The organism is Pseudomonas edaphica (genome assembly GCF_965277385.1).
In the GTDB taxonomy this organism is placed as follows: Bacteria; Pseudomonadota; Gammaproteobacteria; order Pseudomonadales; family Pseudomonadaceae; genus Aquipseudomonas; species Aquipseudomonas edaphica.
In genome coordinates, this window is sequence record NZ_OZ255725.1 from 185,082 (window position 1) to 203,167 (window position 18,086).

Sequence of the window (18,086 nt, forward strand, 5' to 3'; positions counted from 1 at the left end):
TTTCTGTGAGGAGTATTGTAATGAGTACTGAAGACAAACGCATACGCGAGTTGGCGCATCAGATCTGGGAATCCGAAGGCAAGCCCCACGGTGAAGATGCACGCCACTGGGAGATGGCGCGTAAATTAGCCGAAGCCGAAGCGCTGACCCCAAGCAAACCCAAAGCTGCGGCCAAACCCAAGACCGCTCCCAAGCCTGCGCCAAAAGCCAAGCCGCCGGCCCCGGCGGCCAGCAAGCCCGCACCGCCAGCGGCCAAAAAGCCTGCGGCGCCGAAAAAGCCCAAGCCTTAACAGCCCACGCGCCTCCTGCCGACACTGTCGCCAGGAGGCCCTTTTTACTTTTCAGTGCGCCAGCTGAGCAACCGTCGGCACGGTAGCGCTTGGCCCGAAAAAGACCCTTGCAGGAGCAATTTAATGAGCAAACCCGATAACAACCCAGCCACGCTGGAAAACGAGCCGTCGCGGATTCGTGAAGGTTTGCCCTTCCCTCTAGGCGCCACCTGGGATGGCCTGGGTGTCAACTTTGCGCTGTTCTCAGCCAATGCCACCAAGGTCGAGCTGTGCCTGTTCGATGATACCGGCGAGGTCGAGCTTGAACGTATCGAACTGCCCGAATACACCGACGAAACCTTCCACGGCTACCTGCCCGACGCCCACCCCGGGCTGATTTACGGCTACCGCGTGTACGGTGCGTATGACCCGGCCAATGGTCACCGCTTCAACCACAACAAATTGCTGATCGACCCGTATGCCAAACAGCTGGTGGGTGAACTCAAATGGTCCGAGGCACTGTTCGGCTACACCATCGGCCACCCGGACGACGACCTCAGTTTTGACGAGCGCGACAGCGCGCCCTTTGTGCCCAAGTGCAAGGTCATCGACCCTGCGCACACCTGGGGCAACGACCAGCCGGTACGGGTGCCGTGGGACCGCACGATCATCTACGAAACCCATCTGCGTGGCATCAGCATGCGTCACCCGTCAGTGGGCGAGTCGGTGCGCGGCACCTGTGCCGGGCTGATGGAAGATGACGTGCTCAAACATATTCGCCAGCTCGGCGTGTCATCCGTCGAACTGCTGCCGGTGCATGCCTTCGTCAACGACCAGCACCTGCTGCAAAAAGGCATGACCAACTATTGGGGCTACAACAGCATCGCGTTCTTTGCGCCTGACCCGCGTTACCTGGCCAGCGGCAAGATCGCCGAGTTCAAGGAGATGGTCGCGCACCTGCATGAGCAGAAGCTCGAGGTGATCCTTGATGTGGTCTACAACCATACCGCCGAGGGCAACGAGCGCGGCCCTACCCTGTCGATGCGCGGCATCGACAACGCCTCGTACTACCGGCTGATGCCCGACGACAAGCGCTTCTACATCAACGATTCCGGCACCGGCAATACCCTGGACTTGAGCCACCCCTGCGTGCTGCAAATGGTCACCGACTCCCTGCGCTACTGGGCCACCGAAATGCACGTGGACGGCTTCCGCTTTGACCTGGCGACCATTCTGGGGCGCTACCGCGACGGTTTCGACGAGCGCCACAGCTTCCTTGTGGCCTGCCGCCAGGACCCGGTGCTGCGCCAGCTGAAAATGATTGCCGAACCCTGGGACTGTGGCCCGGGCGGCTACCAAGTGGGCAACTTCCCACCCGGCTGGGTGGAATGGAACGACCGCTTCCGCGACACCGTGCGCGCCTTCTGGAAAGGCGATGACGGCCAGTTGGCGGACTTTGCCGGGCGCATGACCGCCTCGGGCGAGATGTTCAACCACCGTGGGCGCAGGCCCTACAGCTCGGTGAACTTCATCACTGCCCACGATGGTTTCACCCTGCACGATCTGGTGTCGTACAACGACAAGCACAACGAGGCCAACGACGAAAACAACCAGGACGGCAGCAACAACAACCTGTCCTGGAACCACGGCGTCGAAGGCCCCACCGAAGACCCGGAAATCAACGCCCTGCGCCTGCGCCAGATGCGCAATTTCTTCGCCACGCTGCTGCTGGCCCAAGGCACACCGATGATCGTGGCCGGTGACGAGTTCGCGCGCACCCAGCACGGCAACAACAATGCCTATTGCCAGGACAGCGAGATCGGCTGGGTCAACTGGGACCTGGACGACGACGGCAAGGCACTGCTCAAGTTCGTCAAACGCCTGATCAAATTGCGCCTGGCCTACCCGATTCTGCGCCGTGGGCGTTTCCTGGTGGGCGACTACAACGAAGACCTCGGCGTAAAAGACGTCACCTGGCTGGCGCCGGATGGCAACGAGATGAGCACCGAACAGTGGCAAGACAGCCATGGCCGCTGCCTGGGCATGCTGATGGATGGCCGCGCCCAGGAAACCGGGATTCGTCGCGCTGGGGGTGATGCGACCCTGTTGCTGGTGGTCAATGCCCACCACGACATGGTGAATTTCCGCCTGCCGCCGGTGCCCCAGGGTGAGTTCTGGACCTGCATGCTCGATACCAACGCCCCCGCAGTGCGCGGTCAGGAGCGTTTTGACTTCGAGCACGAGTACGCGGTGACCGGACGCTCACTGCTGCTGTTCGAATTGCAACGCGACGACGAGGTGTGAGATGGCTCTGCATGGATTCCTTCAAGGCAACCGCAGCTACGCCGACACGCAGGCGCTGGGCGTTGCACTGAAGGCGCTTCAGGAAGAAGGCCTGGACCAACTGCCATTACCTGGCAGCGGCCAGACGTTGGAACGCTTCAGCCGGTTGGCGCAGGTGGCAGGTCATGACCTGCGCCTGTGCAAGCTGTTCGAGGGTCACACCGACGCCCTGGCGATCATCGCCGAGCTCGACAGCCCCTTGCCGCCCGTGGGCAGTGTTTGGGGCATGTGGGCCGCCGAACCGCCGACGGCCAAGGTACGCGTACGCCGCGACGGCCAGCGCTTGATCGTCGATGGGCGTAAAGCCTGGTGTTCCGGTGCAGCGGTGGTCAGCCATGGCTTGCTGACCGCCTGGGACGAAAACGACCGCCAACAGTTGGTGGCGGTCGAGATGGACCAGCCCGGCGTCACCGTCACCCACGAAGGCTGGAAAGCCGTGGGCATGGCGGCCACCGGCAGTGTCGAAATCATCTTTGATGAGGCCCGCGGCATCGCAGTTGGCGAGCCGGGCGACTACCTGTCACGGCCTGGCTTCTGGCACGGCGGCGTCGGTATCGCCGCGTGCTGGTATGGCGGTGCGCAACGTCTGGCTGAGGTGCTGCGTGTGCATTGCAGCCAGCGTCCCGAACAGCATGCGCTGGCGCACTTGGGCGCGGTCGACAGCGTGCTCAACAGCGCCGCCTGTGTACTGCGCGACGGTGCTGAGCAGATTGACCGCCACCCTCGCGCCAATGCGCGGCAACTGGCCCAACAGGCACGGGCGTGCGTCGAGGATACCGTCGAGCAGGTCATTCATCACGTCGGGCGCGCGGTGGGTGCCGGGCCTTACTGCAAAGATCCGCATTTCGCCCAATTGATGGCGGACTTACCCGTATATGTACGTCAAAGCCACGCCGAGCGTGACCTGGCGGCGCTGGGAAAGCTGGTTGCGGACGACCCCACAGGTAGGTGGCTGTTATGAAACTCAACCCGATCGTTGGCCAGGGCACGCCGTTGCATCAATGGCAGGGTTCAGCCCATATGGCCCAATTGCCGCAAATCAGTGTCGAGCAGTTGGTGCCCGCGGGGCATCGCGCCGTTATTATTGCTCCGCACCCGGACGACGAAGTGCTGGGCTGCGGCGGCCTGCTGCAAGGCCTGGTCTTGCTCGACCGGCAGATCCAACTGATTTCCGTCACCGACGGCAGCGCCAGCCACCCAGGCTCCAGGCGTTGGCCGGTCGAGCGCTTGAGCATCGTGCGCCCGCAGGAGTCGGCCCAGGCCCTGCACCGTCTCGGCCTGCCAATGCACAGTTTGCAGTGGCTGCGCGCAGGCTTTGCCGACAGCCAGGTGGCGGCCCGTGAAGATGAGTTGAGCGCGTTCATAGAGCGGTATCTCAAGCCCACCGATGTGGTGTTCACCACCTGGCGCGAAGACGGGCATTGCGACCATGAAGCCGTTGGCCGCGCCAGCGCCAAAGCGGCGCAGGCGGTAGGTGCAACCCTGTACGAACTGCCCGTTTGGACCTGGCATTGGGCAACGCCCGAAGACAGCCAGGTGCCATGGCAACGTGCACGCAAAATCGCGCTGACACCTGAAGCGGTGGCGCGCAAACGGCATGCCATTCACGCCTTTGCCAGCCAACTTGAAGGCGACCCGCAAGTGGGTCTGGCACCGGTGCTGGCACCCTATGTGGTGGAGCGTTTGCTGCAACCTTTTGAAGTGGTGTTTGTATGAGTGTGGCCACACCCTATTTTGATCAACTGTTCGCCGGTAATGACGACCCTTGGGCCTTTCGCCAGCGCTGGTACGAACAGCGTAAACGCGCACTCACCCTGGCGGTGCTGACACGGCCCCGCTATCGCTCGATTTTTGAACCCGGCTGCGCCAACGGCGAGCTGAGTGCCGAATTGGCGCCGCGCTGCGAGCGCCTGGTGTGTTGCGACACGGCCGCCGCTGCCGTAACGCTGGCGCAAACCCGATTGCGGGGGTTCAGCCACGCCCAGGTTCATCAAAGCCGTTTGCCTGAGGAATGGCCGCCCGGCCAGTTCGAACTGATTGTGTTGAGCGAACTCTGCTACTACCTCGATGCCGAGGATTTACAGCGCTTGATCGACTGTGCCCTGAATGCGCTGACCGACAACGGCCAACTGCTCGCCTGCCACTGGCGCCCGCGCATTGATGGCTGCCCGCAAACGGCCGAACAGGTGCACGAAATGCTCGCGCAACGCCTGGGCATGGCCCACCTCGTCCAGCATCACGACAGTGACTTTCTACTCGACCTGTGGAGCCGTGACGGCACCTCAGTCGCCACCCATGAGGGCTTGCGATGATCGGCATTCTAATCCCGGTGCATAACGAAGAAGCGCTGTTGGGCGAGTGCCTCAAAGCCGCGATGATTGCCGCCAGCCACCCTGATTTGCTGGGTGAGCCTGTGCAGATCCTGGCCGTGCTCGACAGCTGCAGCGATGGCAGTGCGGCGATTGCCCAGGCGTATCCGGTGCAGTGTTTACACGTGCAGGCACGTAACGTCGGGCAGGTGCGCGGAGTGGGTGCGCGGCACTTGTTAAACCAGGGCGCACGCTGGATTTCGTGCACCGACGCCGACAGCCGTGTCGCCCCCGACTGGTTGGTGGCGCAACTGGCCTTGGGCGCCGATGCTGTGTGCGGCACAGTGACGGTGGACGACTGGAGCGAAGGCTTCGGCGTGGCAGCCCAAATCCGCTACACCCAAGCCTATGAGGCTCGCGACGGCCATCGCCATATTCACGGTGCCAACCTGGGCGTGAGTGCCGGGGCGTATGTGCAGTCCGGCGGATTCGAACCGTTGGCCTGCCACGAAGATGTGCAACTGGTGCGCAACCTGGAGCGCTGCGGCGCTTCAATCGCCTGGAGTCATACGCCACAGGTAATTACCAGCGCACGCCTGGACTGCCGTGCCCAAGGCGGTTTTGGTGATTACTTGAAGAGTTTGATGCAGGCCACCTGAATATTTCGACCCTGCACGATGTAAAAACGCCGAATCCTTGACTATGCTGAAATCGCCTTGCTGGTCATCCAGGGTTGGATGGCCGCAGTTCATCGCAGCGGAGCCTGTGCTGAGTACAAGAGCGTCGTCCCGTCAACGGGGTACGACCCGGCATCATTCGACAAGGACGTGACACCGATGAAATCTGCCTCATTAAGCGAGGGCCGTCGCGGCCCTGCGCAAATCTGGAACAGTGCGCCACAGTTGGCGCAAATCCCCTTTATCAAGCCCTCTTCCCTGGTGCCACGCGGTGCGCGCGTGGTGGTCATCGCGCCTCACCCCGGCGATGAGGTGTTGGCGTGTGGCGGATTATTGCAACTGCTCAGCACCCTCGACCACCCACTGCAACTGATCTCGATCACCGATGGCAGCGCCAGCCACCCAGGCTCGAATGCCTGGCCGGCAAGCCGGCTGAGTGTGATCCGCCCGCAGGAAAGCGCTGAAGCGCTGCGGCGCCTGGGGATGCCGCTGCACAGCCTTAAGTGGATTCGCGGCGGCTTTTGCGACGACGCCCTGGCCGCCCGCGAACAGCCCATGAGCCAGTTCATTGCGCGCTATCTGCAACCGGGCGACGTGGTGTTTACCACTTGGCGCCACGACGGCAAGGACGACCATGACGCCGTCGGCCGAGCCAGCGCCAAAGCCTGCCAGCTCACCGGCGCGCGCCTGTATGAACTGCCGATATGGGCCTGGCATTGGGCGCTGCGTGAAGGCTCGGTGATCCCCTGGCATCGCGCGCGCAAGGTGCGCCTGGACAGCTGGAGCGTTGCGCGCAAGCTTCACGCCGCCCATGCGTATGCCAGCCAATTGGTCGGCGACCCGGAGATCGGCCTGGCGCCCATGCTTGCCCAGGAGTTGCTGGAGCGGATGCGTGAGCCCTATGAGATCGTGTTTGCCTAGGCCAGCACTCGCCTGTACCTGTCAGTTCTCACAGTAGCACCCGGCTCACTCTGCGACTAAGGTGCAAAAAGCCTGCACAACTTGATGTGCAGTCGAGAAAGCCATGCCAACCCCTTGCATTCGCCGGTGTTTTCGTAGAACAGGCAACCCGTCGTGCCTGCTCCGTATCGTGCTCTACCTTCCCATGGCTTGAACCGCACCTGATTGCTCAGGTGCGGGAACTTCCTTCGGACAAGGAGCCGTCATGCACACACTGCCAGTTTTTCTGACTTACCTGGGTATCACGTTGATGGCGGTGTGGCCGCTGCCGTCGCTTGGCGCCTGCACGATCAACATTACCGCCGGCAATGACACCTCGACCTGCAACAGCGGCGCCGCGCCGGGCTTTACCGACACCGCCGGCAACAACACGCTGAACCTCAGCGGCAGCGGCTCCCTCAACGGTGATGTCACCTTGGGGGCCGGCAACGATCTGGTTGACATCAACGGTGCGACAGCGGCAATCAATGGGATGCTGCACCAGGGCGACGGTGCGAATACGTTTCGTCTGACGCTGGGCGCGGTCACGGGGTCCATTACCCAGGGCGATGGTGTGGATCTGGTGCAGATCAACGGTGGGCACGCGGGGGCGATCATCCAGGGCGGGGGCATTGACAGTTTTGTCATGCGCGATGGCACTGTCGAGTCACTGGCCCAAGGCGACGGCCATGACACATTCGTTATGAGTGGTGGCACCATCAAGGGCGCCTTTGAAGACGGCGATCAAGCATTGATGACCGGCGGCACCATCGGCCGGGTCGACATGAAACTCGATAACAACGTCTTCGATATGCGCGGCGGCACCATCGTCGACAACCTTGTCACAGGGCTTGGCAGGGACACCATTCTCGTCTCGGGCACCAGCACCATCGGCGGCAACATCAGCACCAGCGCCGGCGTGGATTTGATCCAGGTCAGCGGTGGCAGGGTCAACGGCCAAATCCTCACGAGCTTCGGCGCCGATCAGTTCATTTGGACCGACGGGGGAACAATCAACGGGGCAATTCTCATGGGTGCCGATGATGATTCTGCCCTGCTGAAAAACCTCCGCGAAACCTTGCTGGCCGCCACCCCCCAACTGGACGGCGGCGTGGGTAACGACACCCTCACCTTTGACGCAACGCAAACCAGCGTCCCGAGCCGCTACACCGGCTGGGAGCAGGTGTCTATGATCAATGGGTCAGCCCTGACACTGGGTGGCACATTCGTATTGGGAGGCAGCGATACCGGTACCGGCGCAATGAGCATCGATGCAACGAGCAGATTGATCGTCACAACGGGCACTCTCGCGCCCTTCACGTCCGGGCAATTGGCAACCTTGAACAACGCTGGCCTGATCGACATGACCACCGGCAGTTCCAGCGCCGCCGACAGTTTGACCGTCAACGGCAATTACACGGGCACGGGTGGCCAACTCGCGCTGCAAACGATGCTGGGCGCCGATAATTCACCCAGCGACAAACTGGTGGTCAGTCAAGGCACCCTTCGGGGCACTACGGCGATCAACGTCACGAACCTGGGCGGTACAGGTGCGCTGACCGTGCAGGATGGCATTGAGGTGGTGCAGGCAACCCAGGGCGCCACCAGCGGCGTCGGTGCTTTCTCGCTGGCAGGCCCCGCGTCTGCCGGTGCGTTTGACTATCACTTGTTTAAAGGCGGCGTGACCGCGGGTACCGAGCAAAATTACTACCTGCGCTCCACCGTGCCTGCCATCCCCGCGCCGGGTGCGGTGATAACCGCGCCCGCCCCTGCGCCTGGCACACCGGCACTGCCGCCAAGCTCGGGCAGCGCCGCTATCCCCCTCTACCGCGCCGAAGTGCCGGCGTATTCGGTGCTCTTTGAGGCCGCCGAGCACATCGTCCAAGGCATGCTGGGCACTTACCACGAGCGCCAGGGCGATCAGAGCTTGCAGCAACGGACTGGGGTGTTTCCAACGGGCTGGGCCCGCGTGTTCGGCGGCAACAGTCGCCAGAGCTTTGCCGGCACGGTCAGCCCGACGTTGGACAGCTCAGTGTCGGCCTTCCAGGTGGGCAGCGACCTGTACGCCACCACCACGGACAGCGGCCAGACTCACCGGCTTGGCTTCTTTGTGGGCCACAGCCGCCTGCAAGGCGACGTCAAGGGTTTCAACGGTGGCTTCCAAGACAAGGACGCAGGCCGCCTGACCTTGCGCGGCGACAGCCTGGGCGCCTACTGGACACTGATCGGCGCCAACCGCGCCTATCTGGACCTGGTGGTAATGGGCACCCGCTTCACCGGCAACAACGAGTCCGACCGGGGCATCAAGATGAAAACCAAAGGCAGCAATGCATTGGCGTCCGCCGAAGCGGGCTGGCCTTTTACTGTGAGTGCCCAATGGGAACTGGAGCCACAAGCCCAGCTCATCGTCGACCGCACGCGGCTGGACAGCCAGAACGACCGAATCTCCGCCGTCTCCTACGACGCTGACACGCATGTCACCACCCGCCTGGGTGCCCGCTTGCGTGGCAGCTATGAGGTGAGTGGTATGCCCCTGCAGCCATACGTGCGTGCCAACGTCTGGCATGCCCGCGCCGGCACCAACACCGTAAGGTTCGATGATGCTACCGACATAAACACCGAGCAAAAGTCGACCACGCTGGACCTCAACGTCGGCGCCACCTTGACCGTTGCCCAAGGCATCAGCCTGTACGGCCAACTGGGCTTTAACCGCAGCCTGGACAGCAATGCCCTCAACGGCCGCCAAGGCACGCTGGGGCTTCGAATGGATTTCTGATCCGCGTATGTGTATCGCACTGTATCCAGGGCCCGTTGCGATACACAACGTTTAACCCATGGCACTTGCTGAAACACAGCCGATACAGCACGACGTTCAACTGAGCACCCGGCACACATCAAGCCCCAGGAGGCTCGCCATGCACGCTCAGTTGAAACGCCACCCACTTTTCCTGGCTTTCGCCCTGTTGCCATTCGCGGCCATGGGCATGGCCCATGCCGAGATGCCCGAACCGCAAACCCCGGCACCGCAGCATCAATCAGCGTTCGGGACGCTCAAGCACATCAAGGCCGGCCTGCTGGATGTGGCCTACGCCGAGGTCGGCCCGGCCAATGGCCAAGTGGTGATCCTGTTGCATGGCTGGCCCTACGATATCGACAGCTACGCCAACGTCGCACCGCTGTTGGCCGCCAAGGGCTACCGCGTGTTGGTCCCCTATGCGCGGGGTTATGGCGACACGCGTTTTCTGTCGGATAAAACCTTGCGTAACGGTGAACCGGCGGCGCTGGCTCGGGACGTGATCGATTTCATGGATGCGCTGAAGATCAATCAAGCGGTGCTGGGCGGTTACGACTGGGGCGCGCGCTCAGCAGATATCGTCTCGGCGCTGTGGCCGGAACGGGTCAAGGCATTGGTGTCAGTCAGTGGCTACCTGATCGGCAACCAGGCCGCCGGTAAGAACCCGCTGCCACCCAAAGCTGAGTTGCAGTGGTGGTACCAGTTCTACTTCGCCACCGAACGCGGCGCCGCCGGCTACCAGAAAAGCACCCACGATTTCGCCAAGCTGATCTGGCAGACCGCCTCGCCGAAGTGGGCCTTTGACGAGGCCACCTTCGAACGCAGCGCCAAAGGCCTGGACAACCCCGATCACGTGGCCATCACCGTCTTCAACTACCGCTGGCGCCTGGGCCTGGTACAGGGCGAAGCGCAATACGCTGCCCTGGAGCAAACACTCGCGCAGTCGCCGAGCATTGGCGTGCCGACTATCACGCTTGAAGGCGACGCCAACGGTGCGCCGCACCCGTTACCTGAGGACTACGCCAAACGCTTTACCGGCAAGTACCAGTTTCGTCTGGTGAGCGGCGGCATCGGCCATAACCTGCCGCAAGAAGCGCCGGCGGCGTTTGCCAAGGCCATAGTGGACGCCGATCGCCTGTGAAGCGACATGAACTGCTTGGCAGCCGTGCCTAAAGTCGCCCAAAGGAATGCCGATACGCTTCTGGCGCCGCCCTTTGGCGTTCCTTTTGCGAGCCGTCATGGCACGCCGCATGCTTTGTTCCTGGCTCGACCACATGGAGTAAGAGTGAATGCCCGAACGCGCCCGCTTCCTGGAGCACTACCGCAAAGCCGACCGCATCATGCTGGCGTTGATCTGGCTGATGTTTCTATTCTCCCTGGGCCTGGCCTTCTGGCACGACACCTGGCTGCAAGCGGTGATCGTCGGCGGCGGCGCCAGCGCGGTGCTCACCCTGCTCTATCGCGCCCTCGGTGGCACCCGTGTGATGCGTTGTTTGCTGGGCGCCGGCCTGATGGTCATGGCGGCGCTGCAGATTAACCAGGCGCAGGGCTTGATCGAAGCGCACTTCGGTATCTTCGCGCTGCTGGCGGTGCTGACGTTTTACCGCGACTGGCTGCCGATCCTCGTCGCGGCGCTGACCATCGCCGTCCACCACGTGGTGTTTCACGCGTTGCAGCATCAAGGTTTCCCGGTATTTGTGATGGACCATCATGGCGGCTGGAACATGGTGTTCGTGCACGCCTTCTACGTTGTGATGGAGACGGTCGCCCTGCTCTACCTCGCCATTCATAGCCAGGCCGAGGCGGTCGAAAGCCAGGAGATGCTGGAAAAAATGCTCGCCGTGACCTCCCAGCTCACCGTTGAAACCGCCCAGGGTGAAGGCAAGGTGCACGTGTCCCTGGCCAAGCGTTTCGACCACTTCCTGCAGCAGATCACCCACCTGATCGATGGCGTGACCCGTGACTCCCACGGTCTCGGCCAACTCGGCCAGGCATTGGCCAGCGCCAGCGGCACCCTGGAAACCGGCGCACGCCATCAGTTGACGGAAATCAACCAGATGACCGGCTCCATGCAGCGCATGGAAGACGCCACGGCCCATATCACCCAGCACGTCGAACACGCGGTGGAATACGCAGGCCAGGCCCGCGAACAGATCGTGCGCGGCCAGCAAAGCGTCGGCCGTGCCCAACATGAAATCACCCAACTGGCCTCACGCATCGACGGCACCAACCACACTGTACAAGGCCTGGCCACCCAGGCCGAGCAGATTGGCTCGGTACTCGAAGTGATCAACAGCATCGCCAACCAGACCAACCTGCTGGCGCTCAACGCCGCCATCGAAGCCGCCCGCGCCGGCGAGCAAGGCCGGGGTTTTGCGGTGGTCGCCGATGAGGTCCGCAGCCTGGCGCAACGCACCGCCGTCTCCACCCAGGAAATCAAACAGATCATCGAAGGCCTGCAACACGGCAGCCGCCAGGCCGTCGAGGCAATGCACGACAGCCAGGCAGGTGTAGCGCGTTGTGTGGAGGACAGCCAACTGGCGGTGGACATGTTGCAGGCCGTGGGCGCCGACATCGCGCATATCGACGAGCTGAACGGGCGAATCGTGATGACCACCCGCGAACAAACCTCGGCCAACCTGGAGATCGTCGGGCGCCTGCAGTCCGTGCAGAACATTGCACAAAACACCGCGGATGATGTGGAAACCCTCGCGCGCAGCAGTGAGCAGTTGCCGCCGATTGCGGTAAGGCTGGATGCGTTGGGGCGCAGGTTTCACCCCTGAAAAACGCCTCAACGTGAGGATGGCTCAGCCTGGCAAAATCCCCAGGTTTTTAGCCCGCATGCGCGCCAAGGCATACACGGTGCGCGTGCGAGGTATCGGTGCCCCGATGCGATCAGCCACTGAAACAAGCGTGCCAAGGATGGCCTCGATCTCCACCGGTTTGTGCCCCTCAACGTCTTGCAGCATCGAGGTTTTCACCTTGCCGAGCTTGCGGGTGATCGCAATGCGTTGCGCGGAATCAATCTGAGGCGCGATGCCCAGTGTGCGTCCCAAATCCAGCAACTCATCCATCATGCCGATGAACAGTGCGTGCAGGAATGGGTCGTCGATCAACTCATCGGTTGCGCAGCCCACCAACAGGCTGACCGGGTTGAAGCAGGCATTGCCCAGCAGCTTCAACCATATTTCTTCGTGCACATTGGCGTGGGCGTGGGCATCAAAACCTGCCTTACGAAAAGCCTCGGTGGTTGCATCTACGCGCGCGCTATTACCACCGGCCGGCTCACCGAACACCATTCGGCTTCCGGACATGTGCTTGATCACACCGGGGCTCAGCACGGTACATGAGGCAAATACAACGCAACCGACAACGGCTGCAACGGGCACAGCCTTTTCTATCACGCCACCGGGGTCGACAGCCTCAAGACGCATACCCGCCAAAGCGCCTGCCGACTGCAGGAAATACCACCAGGGCAAGCCGTTGAGTGCAGGAATAACCAGGGTTTGCGGGCCAATCAGCGCCTTGGCCTGTTCCACCACACTGGGCATTGCCGGCGCCTTGACGGCAAATATGACCATCTCCTGAATGCCAAGCTCTTCAGGTGCGCAGGTCGCTTTCAGCGGGGCAACCAACACCTCATCGCCCGTGTGCAGCTTCAGCCCATGCTCGCCAATGGCGGCGAGTGTTTCGCCACGCGCGATCACGCTGACGTCGTGGCCGGCGGCGAACAATTTGCACGCCAGGAAACCACCGATTGCTCCAGCACCTACGACCGTGACGCGCATGGGTAAACCTCACTGAGGGAGTGGAACAGAATACTGGCTAAACAGGCCGGAACAAGCCCGTCTCATTGAAAAAGCAGCCGCACTTGGCTCACACCCATCAGCCAAGGCAAACATAGCCTCTGTGGCGAGCGGGCTTGCCCCGCGCTGGGTGGCGAAGCCGCCCCACTTCAGGCAACGCGGTTAGTCAGTTAGCAAGGCAGGGGCTGCTACGCAGCCCAACGCAGGGCAAGCCTGCTCGCCACAGGTTACTTTTGCAGCGCATCCAGCGTGCGTTTCAGTCGCCTCAGGTTGCTGTTGACGATCAGCTTGTGCGCCGGCCCCACCGGCAACATGTACAGACGCCCAAAGGTGTTATGGGTAAGCACCGATGAGGTAATCGTAAACACCCGATCAGTGATCGACAGACAAATCATCACATCCAGGTGCCGGTCGCGCTCGGTCAGCACCAACACGTCCGGGGCGCTGTGTTCTACCAGGAAAAAATCCAGTCGCTCGCCCGCTTGTACGCTGATTCGCGGCGAGCCCGAGAACCCACCGATGCGTTTCACACCGAACAACGAAGAAATCCGGTCGCGGATTCGAAAGGCCAACCGCATGAACATCCCAGGTTCGGCGGTCATGATGTTCCACGCCGCCAGTGCAGTGATATCAACGGGCAACACAACCGACCTGCGGTCGTAGTAATCAAGCGCTGTCGGTGCACCCAGCGTGTGAACAATGTTCGTGGTAACCAACTGATTTTCTCCCTGAAAAACGCGGTTTGTGATGAAACAGGGCGATGCCTGAAGGGCGCAGGTTATTTTGCACCGCAACTCAAGTAAAGCGCGGGACAGGCTGGGTATCGTGGTAAGCCAAGATAAACCTGACCTCACGGGCTGCCTTCTTGATTGTGCCCCACGCGCGTTGGGGTTCACGTGCTAATTGCTCAAGCGCCTCAACTGCATTTATCCTCAACGCTTCCATCCGCCCCCACCCAGAGCCGCCATGGACCTCGCCACCCTCGCCCTATTCTTGCCCGCCTGCTTCGCCCTGAACATGGCGCCCGGCCCCAACAACCTGCTGTCCGTGAGCAACTCCACGCGCTATGGCTATCGCACTTCTTGCCTTGCGGGTATTGGCCGTTTGCTGGCCTTTGCCGGCATGATTGCCCTCGCCTCTGCCGGCTTGGCGGTGGTGCTGCAGACTTCGGAGCTGCTGTTCTACGGGATCAAGATTCTCGGTGCGGCGTATCTGTTTTATCTGGCATTTCAGCTTTGGCGGGCTAACCCGCAGAAAGAAGCTGAATCAGCGACAGACAAGGTGGGATTGTGGGCCTTGGCACGTCAGGAGTTCCTGGTGGCAGCCGGCAACCCGAAAGCCATCCTGATCTTCACCGCGTTCCTCCCGCAATTCGTGGTACCCGGCCAACCGATCACCCCCCAATTCGCGCTGCTGGGTGGGATGTTCCTGGGTTTAGAATGGATAGCGATCAGCGCCTACGCCTACATGGGCACGCACATGCGCCGCTGGTTTGCCGAACCCAGCGGCAAGCGCTTATTCAATCGCTGCTGCGCCGGGCTGTTATCGGCGGCGGCGGCGGTGTTGTTGATGGCGCGCAGGGCGTGAGGACAAGCCTGCGCACTCAACGAACAGGGAAAACGCGACATGACCCGAATCGAACTCGCCGACTTTTACCAAGGCTACATCGACTGCCTCAACCGCCAGGACTGGGAGCACCTGGGCCACTTCGTCCACCCGCAGGTGACCTACAACGCCACCGCCGTCGGCCTGGCAGGCTACCGCGCGATGCTGGAACGCGACTTTCGTGAGATCCCGGACCTGGTGTTTCGCATCCAACTGCTGGTAGCCGACCCGCCTACCATCGCCAGCCGGTTGAATTTCAACGTCAGCCCCAGAGGCGAGTTCTTCGGGCTGCCGATCAATGGCAGGACGGTGAGCTTCGATGAAAACGTGTTCTACGAGTGCCGCGACGGGAAAATTGCGCAGGTCTGGTCGGTCATCGACAAAGCCGCGATAGCCCAACAGCTGACACCCGATAAACCTTGATCGACCGTCTAGACTCTCTACACCCAACCACCCCGTGGAGACCCAAGATGAACAAAAACACCCTCTGCCTCTGGTACAACGGCACCGCCCTGGAGGCGGCCACTTTCTACGCCCGGACGTTCCCGAACAGCGCTGTGACGGCCGTGCATCACGCCCCCGGCGACTTTCCGGCGGGCAAGCAAGGCGATGTGTTAACCGTCGACTTCAGCGTGCTGGGCATTCCCTGCCTGGGCCTGAATGGTGGCCCGGCGTTCCCGCACAGCGAGGCGTTTTCGTTTCAGGTGGCGACGGACGACCAGGCCGAAACCGACCGCTATTGGAATGCCATTATCGACAACGGCGGCCAGGCCAGCGCTTGCGGCTGGTGCAAGGACAAATGGGGCGTGTCCTGGCAGATCACCCCGCGCGTCTTGTCTGCGGCGGTGACGCATGCCGACCCGGCCATCGCCAAGCGTGCGTTCGATGCGATGATGACCATGACCAGGATCGACGTGGCCGCCATCGAAGCTGCGATAGCTGGGCGTTGAACGCAACACAGACCCGTGTGGAAGCGGGCTTGCTCGCGAATGCAATCTTTCAGACAGGCAGATATTGACTGACCCACCGCTTTTCGCGAGCAAGCCCGCTCCCACACCCGCCCGCAGTCTGGCATTCTTGCGGCCTCAGTCGTCGAACACGAGTCTCAGGCCCATGAACCATGGCGTAAAACTTGAACCGCGCACCATCCCGGTCCCAAGCTCGATCAGCGCCCCAGCCCAGGCGACACTCCAGCGCCTGGTCGGGGCTGATGGCGTGCCGTTGAACGCACTGCACAGCATGCCCGCGCCGCACGACCACGATGGCTGGCGCCAGCTGCAAGCCGTCGTCGACCAGAACTACACCAGCGCCAATGTCGGGCAGGCGGACGCCCTGCGCGCCAGCCTGCACACCATCACAGTAGAAAGCGCCACCGTGCACGTGGCCACACCGCCGGGCCACACGCCCTTTGCCTACATCGATCTGCACGGCGGCGCACTGGTGTTCGGTGGCGGCGAAAACTGCCGTATTGCCGCCGGCAAGCAGGCCGACCTGCACAACCTGATGTGCTACGGCATTGATTACCGCATGCCGCCTGATCACCCGTACCCGGCGGCGCTCGATGACTGCGTGGCCACCTACCGCCATGTACTCAAGCACCATGCGCCTGAGCACATCGTGATTGGCGGCCGTTCGGCAGGCGGTAACCTGGCGGCGGCAATGGTCTTGCGCGCCCGTGACGAAGGGTTACCAATGCCAGCGGCGCTGGTGCTGCTCTCGCCGGAGGTCGACCTGACCGAATCCGGCGACAGTTTCCACGTCAACCGAGGCGTCGACGTGGTTCTGCCCATGCCGCTGATGAGCACCAATCTGCTGTATGCCAATGGCGCGGATTTGTCCCACCAGTACCTGTCGCCCCTGTTTGGTGATTTGGCCGGCTTCCCGCCGACCTTCCTGCAAAGCGGTACACGGGATCTGTTCCTGTCCAACACCGTGCGCATGCACCGCGCCTTGCGCCAGGCGCAGGTGCCGGCGCTGCTGCATGTGTTCGAGGCCATGCCCCATGGGGGCTTCATGGGCGCACCGGAAGATGCGGAACTGGCAGCCGAGGTCGCCGCATTTGTGCGCGAGCACCTTCGGCGGAGTTGACATATTCAGTCACATCCCCTGAAGATGGAGATCTTATTCAGGGTGTGCCAGCGCATGTCAGCAACGTCTTTCGTTAACCTTTGTGCCATTGGCTTGATTGCCAAGGCGCAAGGTTGCGTGGCGCACGCCCTTAAATCGAAGAAACAGTCGCTCATGTGACCGGGGCGCGCTGTCCCGTCAGATGAGCTGACAGGACATTGAGCGCGGCGGCCCCCTCCTCCTTCTGCACAATCCCTCTGCCCTTCTGACGGTGACTTTAGCGGTCAACCATCAGGAGAAAGTGCATGTCATCGTTTCAAGGTATCTGGGTTCCCATAGTCACGCCGTTTCAGGATGGCGCCATCGACTTTATCGGCCTGCACCGGCTGGTCAGTCACCTGCTGGAAAAACACGTCGCCGGGATCATGGTCTGCACCACCACGGGCGAAGCCGCGTCGTTGAGCCGTCAGGAGCAGCTCGCCGTGCTCGATGCCGTGCTGCAATGGGTGCCCGCGCAGCAGGTGGTGATGGGGCTGGCAGGCAACAACCAGATAGAACTGCTGCACTTTCAAAGCGAAATTCTCCAGCGCCCGGTAGCCGGTCTGCTGGTGCCCGCGCCCAGCTATATCCGCCCTTCCCAGGCTGGCCTTGAGGCGTTTTTCCGCACGGTGGCGGATGCCTCCAGCGTGCCGATTGTGCTCTACGACATTCCCTACCGCACCGGCGTGACCTTTGAGCAGGCCACGTTGTTGAGCATCGTCAAACACCCGCGAATCAGCGCGATCAAAGATTGTGGCGGCAACCTGGCCAATACCCTGGCGTTGCTGGCCAGTGGTGACGTGAATGTGTTGTGCGGCGAAGACGTCCAGATTTTTAACGCGCTGTGCCTGGGCGCCAGTGGCGCGATTGCGGCCTCGGCGCATCTGCATACCGAGGCCTTTGTGGCGCTGTGCCAGCAAGTGCGCGATAACCAATTGGCCGAGGCCAGGGCGACGTTTTTCACGTTATTGCCACTGATCAACACGATGTTCATGGAGCCCAACCCGGCACCGGTGAAGGCTGGGTTGGCGTTGCAGGGCTTGATCGGCAGCGAACTGCGCGCGCCGATGCAAGCTGCCAGTGCGCGCGTACAACAGGCGTTGGGCGCGCTGCTGTAAACGCCCTGTCGGGTTCATGCGCCAAAAAAAGACATCCAACGGACCGCCCGGTTGCGACCGGCGCGATCCCGGCCTATGTTCCAAGGCACGCCTTTACTTTGCTGCTCCACCTCTGTCTGC

The 18,086-nt window shown here is 61.9% G+C and carries 17 protein-coding genes; 15 read left to right on the forward strand and 2 right to left on the reverse strand.

What is annotated here, in order from left to right; all coding sequences use genetic code 11:
* Positions 1–20: 20 nt before the first annotated feature.
* From ACQY47_RS00890 to ACQY47_RS00935, 10 genes are all read left to right on the forward strand, one after another.
* Complete coding sequence (locus ACQY47_RS00890) at positions 21–290, forward strand: DUF2934 domain-containing protein (protein WP_017138916.1); 270 nt, start codon at positions 21–23, stop codon at positions 288–290.
* 123 nt (positions 291–413) lie between these two features.
* The gene (glgX, locus tag ACQY47_RS00895; RefSeq protein WP_428554743.1) at positions 414–2,573 is read left to right on the forward strand and encodes a glycogen debranching protein GlgX; all 2,160 of its coding nucleotides are present in this window, start codon (positions 414–416) and stop codon (positions 2,571–2,573) included.
* A gap of 1 nt (position 2,574) precedes the next feature.
* On the forward strand, positions 2,575–3,573 hold the full coding sequence (locus ACQY47_RS00900) for an acyl-CoA dehydrogenase family protein (RefSeq protein ID WP_428554746.1): 999 nt from the start codon (positions 2,575–2,577) through the stop codon (positions 3,571–3,573).
* Positions 3,570–4,328, forward strand: coding sequence for a PIG-L deacetylase family protein (locus ACQY47_RS00905; protein WP_428554749.1), 759 nt, complete (start codon positions 3,570–3,572; stop codon positions 4,326–4,328). Before ACQY47_RS00900 ends, ACQY47_RS00905 begins: the two co-directional genes overlap by 4 nt.
* A complete protein-coding gene (locus tag ACQY47_RS00910) occupies positions 4,325–4,924 on the forward strand; it encodes an SAM-dependent methyltransferase (protein WP_177033199.1) in 600 nt (199 codons plus the stop codon). The genes ACQY47_RS00905 and ACQY47_RS00910 overlap by 4 nt, the downstream gene beginning before the upstream one ends.
* The gene (locus tag ACQY47_RS00915; RefSeq protein ID WP_099549661.1) at positions 4,921–5,580 is read left to right on the forward strand and encodes a glycosyltransferase; all 660 of its coding nucleotides are present in this window, start codon (positions 4,921–4,923) and stop codon (positions 5,578–5,580) included. The genes ACQY47_RS00910 and ACQY47_RS00915 overlap by 4 nt, the downstream gene beginning before the upstream one ends.
* 177 nt (positions 5,581–5,757) lie before the next feature.
* The gene (locus tag ACQY47_RS00920; RefSeq protein ID WP_428554754.1) at positions 5,758–6,519 is read left to right on the forward strand and encodes a PIG-L deacetylase family protein; all 762 of its coding nucleotides are present in this window, start codon (positions 5,758–5,760) and stop codon (positions 6,517–6,519) included.
* Between the two features lie 244 nt (positions 6,520–6,763).
* The gene (locus ACQY47_RS00925) at positions 6,764–9,313 is read left to right on the forward strand and encodes an autotransporter outer membrane beta-barrel domain-containing protein (RefSeq protein ID WP_428554757.1); all 2,550 of its coding nucleotides are present in this window, start codon (positions 6,764–6,766) and stop codon (positions 9,311–9,313) included.
* Positions 9,314–9,452: 139 nt separating this feature from the next.
* Positions 9,453–10,472, forward strand: a complete 1,020-nt coding sequence (locus tag ACQY47_RS00930) for an alpha/beta fold hydrolase (RefSeq protein WP_428554760.1) — start codon at positions 9,453–9,455, stop codon at positions 10,470–10,472.
* Positions 10,473–11,409: 937 nt separating this feature from the next.
* The gene (locus tag ACQY47_RS00935; RefSeq protein ID WP_428557404.1) at positions 11,410–12,114 is read left to right on the forward strand and encodes a methyl-accepting chemotaxis protein; all 705 of its coding nucleotides are present in this window, start codon (positions 11,410–11,412) and stop codon (positions 12,112–12,114) included.
* Positions 12,115–12,138: 24 nt separating this feature from the next.
* On the opposite strand, the gene ACQY47_RS00940 is transcribed toward ACQY47_RS00935, so the two are convergent.
* Complete coding sequence (locus tag ACQY47_RS00940) at positions 12,139–13,119, reverse strand: ketopantoate reductase family protein (RefSeq protein ID WP_428554763.1); 981 nt, start codon at positions 13,117–13,119, stop codon at positions 12,139–12,141.
* Positions 13,120–13,364: 245 nt separating this feature from the next.
* Positions 13,365–13,853, reverse strand: coding sequence for a DUF2867 domain-containing protein (locus ACQY47_RS00945; protein ID WP_428554766.1), 489 nt, complete (start codon positions 13,851–13,853; stop codon positions 13,365–13,367).
* Positions 13,854–14,103: 250 nt separating this feature from the next.
* Between ACQY47_RS00945 and ACQY47_RS00950 the strand changes: the two genes are divergently transcribed.
* The 5 genes from ACQY47_RS00950 (at position 14,104) to dapA (ending at position 17,966) form a co-directional block, all read left to right on the forward strand.
* The gene (locus tag ACQY47_RS00950) at positions 14,104–14,724 is read left to right on the forward strand and encodes a LysE family translocator (protein WP_395599765.1); all 621 of its coding nucleotides are present in this window, start codon (positions 14,104–14,106) and stop codon (positions 14,722–14,724) included.
* 39 nt (positions 14,725–14,763) lie between these two features.
* Positions 14,764–15,165, forward strand: a complete 402-nt coding sequence (locus ACQY47_RS00955) for an ester cyclase (RefSeq protein WP_428554770.1) — start codon at positions 14,764–14,766, stop codon at positions 15,163–15,165.
* A gap of 47 nt (positions 15,166–15,212) precedes the next feature.
* Complete coding sequence (locus tag ACQY47_RS00960) at positions 15,213–15,692, forward strand: VOC family protein (protein WP_428554773.1); 480 nt, start codon at positions 15,213–15,215, stop codon at positions 15,690–15,692.
* A gap of 163 nt (positions 15,693–15,855) precedes the next feature.
* Positions 15,856–16,830: an alpha/beta hydrolase gene (locus ACQY47_RS00965; RefSeq protein ID WP_428554776.1), complete on the forward strand. Its 975-nt coding sequence runs from the start codon at positions 15,856–15,858 to the stop codon at positions 16,828–16,830.
* A gap of 284 nt (positions 16,831–17,114) precedes the next feature.
* Positions 17,115–17,966 carry a 4-hydroxy-tetrahydrodipicolinate synthase gene (gene dapA, locus ACQY47_RS00970; protein ID WP_428554779.1) on the forward strand — a complete coding sequence of 284 codons (852 nt, stop codon included), beginning with the start codon at positions 17,115–17,117 and terminating at the stop codon, positions 17,964–17,966.
* Positions 17,967–18,086 lie beyond the last annotated feature (120 nt).

What these genes read in the sequence shown, in the direction of transcription:
- ACQY47_RS00940 (WP_428554763.1), bottom strand. Translation starts at nt 13,119, where the DNA reads ATGCGCGTCACGGTCGTAGGTGCTGGAGCAATCGGTGGTTTCCTGGCG.
- ACQY47_RS00905 (WP_428554749.1), top strand. Translation starts at nt 3,570, where the DNA reads ATGAAACTCAACCCGATCGTTGGCCAGGGCACGCCGTTGCATCAATGG.
- ACQY47_RS00890 (WP_017138916.1), top strand. Translation starts at nt 21, where the DNA reads ATGAGTACTGAAGACAAACGCATACGCGAGTTGGCGCATCAGATCTGG.
- ACQY47_RS00910 (WP_177033199.1), top strand. Translation starts at nt 4,325, where the DNA reads ATGAGTGTGGCCACACCCTATTTTGATCAACTGTTCGCCGGTAATGAC.
- ACQY47_RS00915 (WP_099549661.1), top strand. Translation starts at nt 4,921, where the DNA reads ATGATCGGCATTCTAATCCCGGTGCATAACGAAGAAGCGCTGTTGGGC.
- ACQY47_RS00950 (WP_395599765.1), top strand. Translation starts at nt 14,104, where the DNA reads ATGGACCTCGCCACCCTCGCCCTATTCTTGCCCGCCTGCTTCGCCCTG.
- ACQY47_RS00920 (WP_428554754.1), top strand. Translation starts at nt 5,758, where the DNA reads ATGAAATCTGCCTCATTAAGCGAGGGCCGTCGCGGCCCTGCGCAAATC.
- ACQY47_RS00930 (WP_428554760.1), top strand. Translation starts at nt 9,453, where the DNA reads ATGCACGCTCAGTTGAAACGCCACCCACTTTTCCTGGCTTTCGCCCTG.
- ACQY47_RS00965 (WP_428554776.1), top strand. Translation starts at nt 15,856, where the DNA reads ATGAACCATGGCGTAAAACTTGAACCGCGCACCATCCCGGTCCCAAGC.
- ACQY47_RS00925 (WP_428554757.1), top strand. Translation starts at nt 6,764, where the DNA reads ATGCACACACTGCCAGTTTTTCTGACTTACCTGGGTATCACGTTGATG.
- ACQY47_RS00955 (WP_428554770.1), top strand. Translation starts at nt 14,764, where the DNA reads ATGACCCGAATCGAACTCGCCGACTTTTACCAAGGCTACATCGACTGC.
- dapA (WP_428554779.1), top strand. Translation starts at nt 17,115, where the DNA reads ATGTCATCGTTTCAAGGTATCTGGGTTCCCATAGTCACGCCGTTTCAG.
- ACQY47_RS00960 (WP_428554773.1), top strand. Translation starts at nt 15,213, where the DNA reads ATGAACAAAAACACCCTCTGCCTCTGGTACAACGGCACCGCCCTGGAG.
- ACQY47_RS00900 (WP_428554746.1), top strand. Translation starts at nt 2,575, where the DNA reads ATGGCTCTGCATGGATTCCTTCAAGGCAACCGCAGCTACGCCGACACG.
- glgX (WP_428554743.1), top strand. Translation starts at nt 414, where the DNA reads ATGAGCAAACCCGATAACAACCCAGCCACGCTGGAAAACGAGCCGTCG.
- ACQY47_RS00935 (WP_428557404.1), top strand. Translation starts at nt 11,410, where the DNA reads ATGGAAGACGCCACGGCCCATATCACCCAGCACGTCGAACACGCGGTG.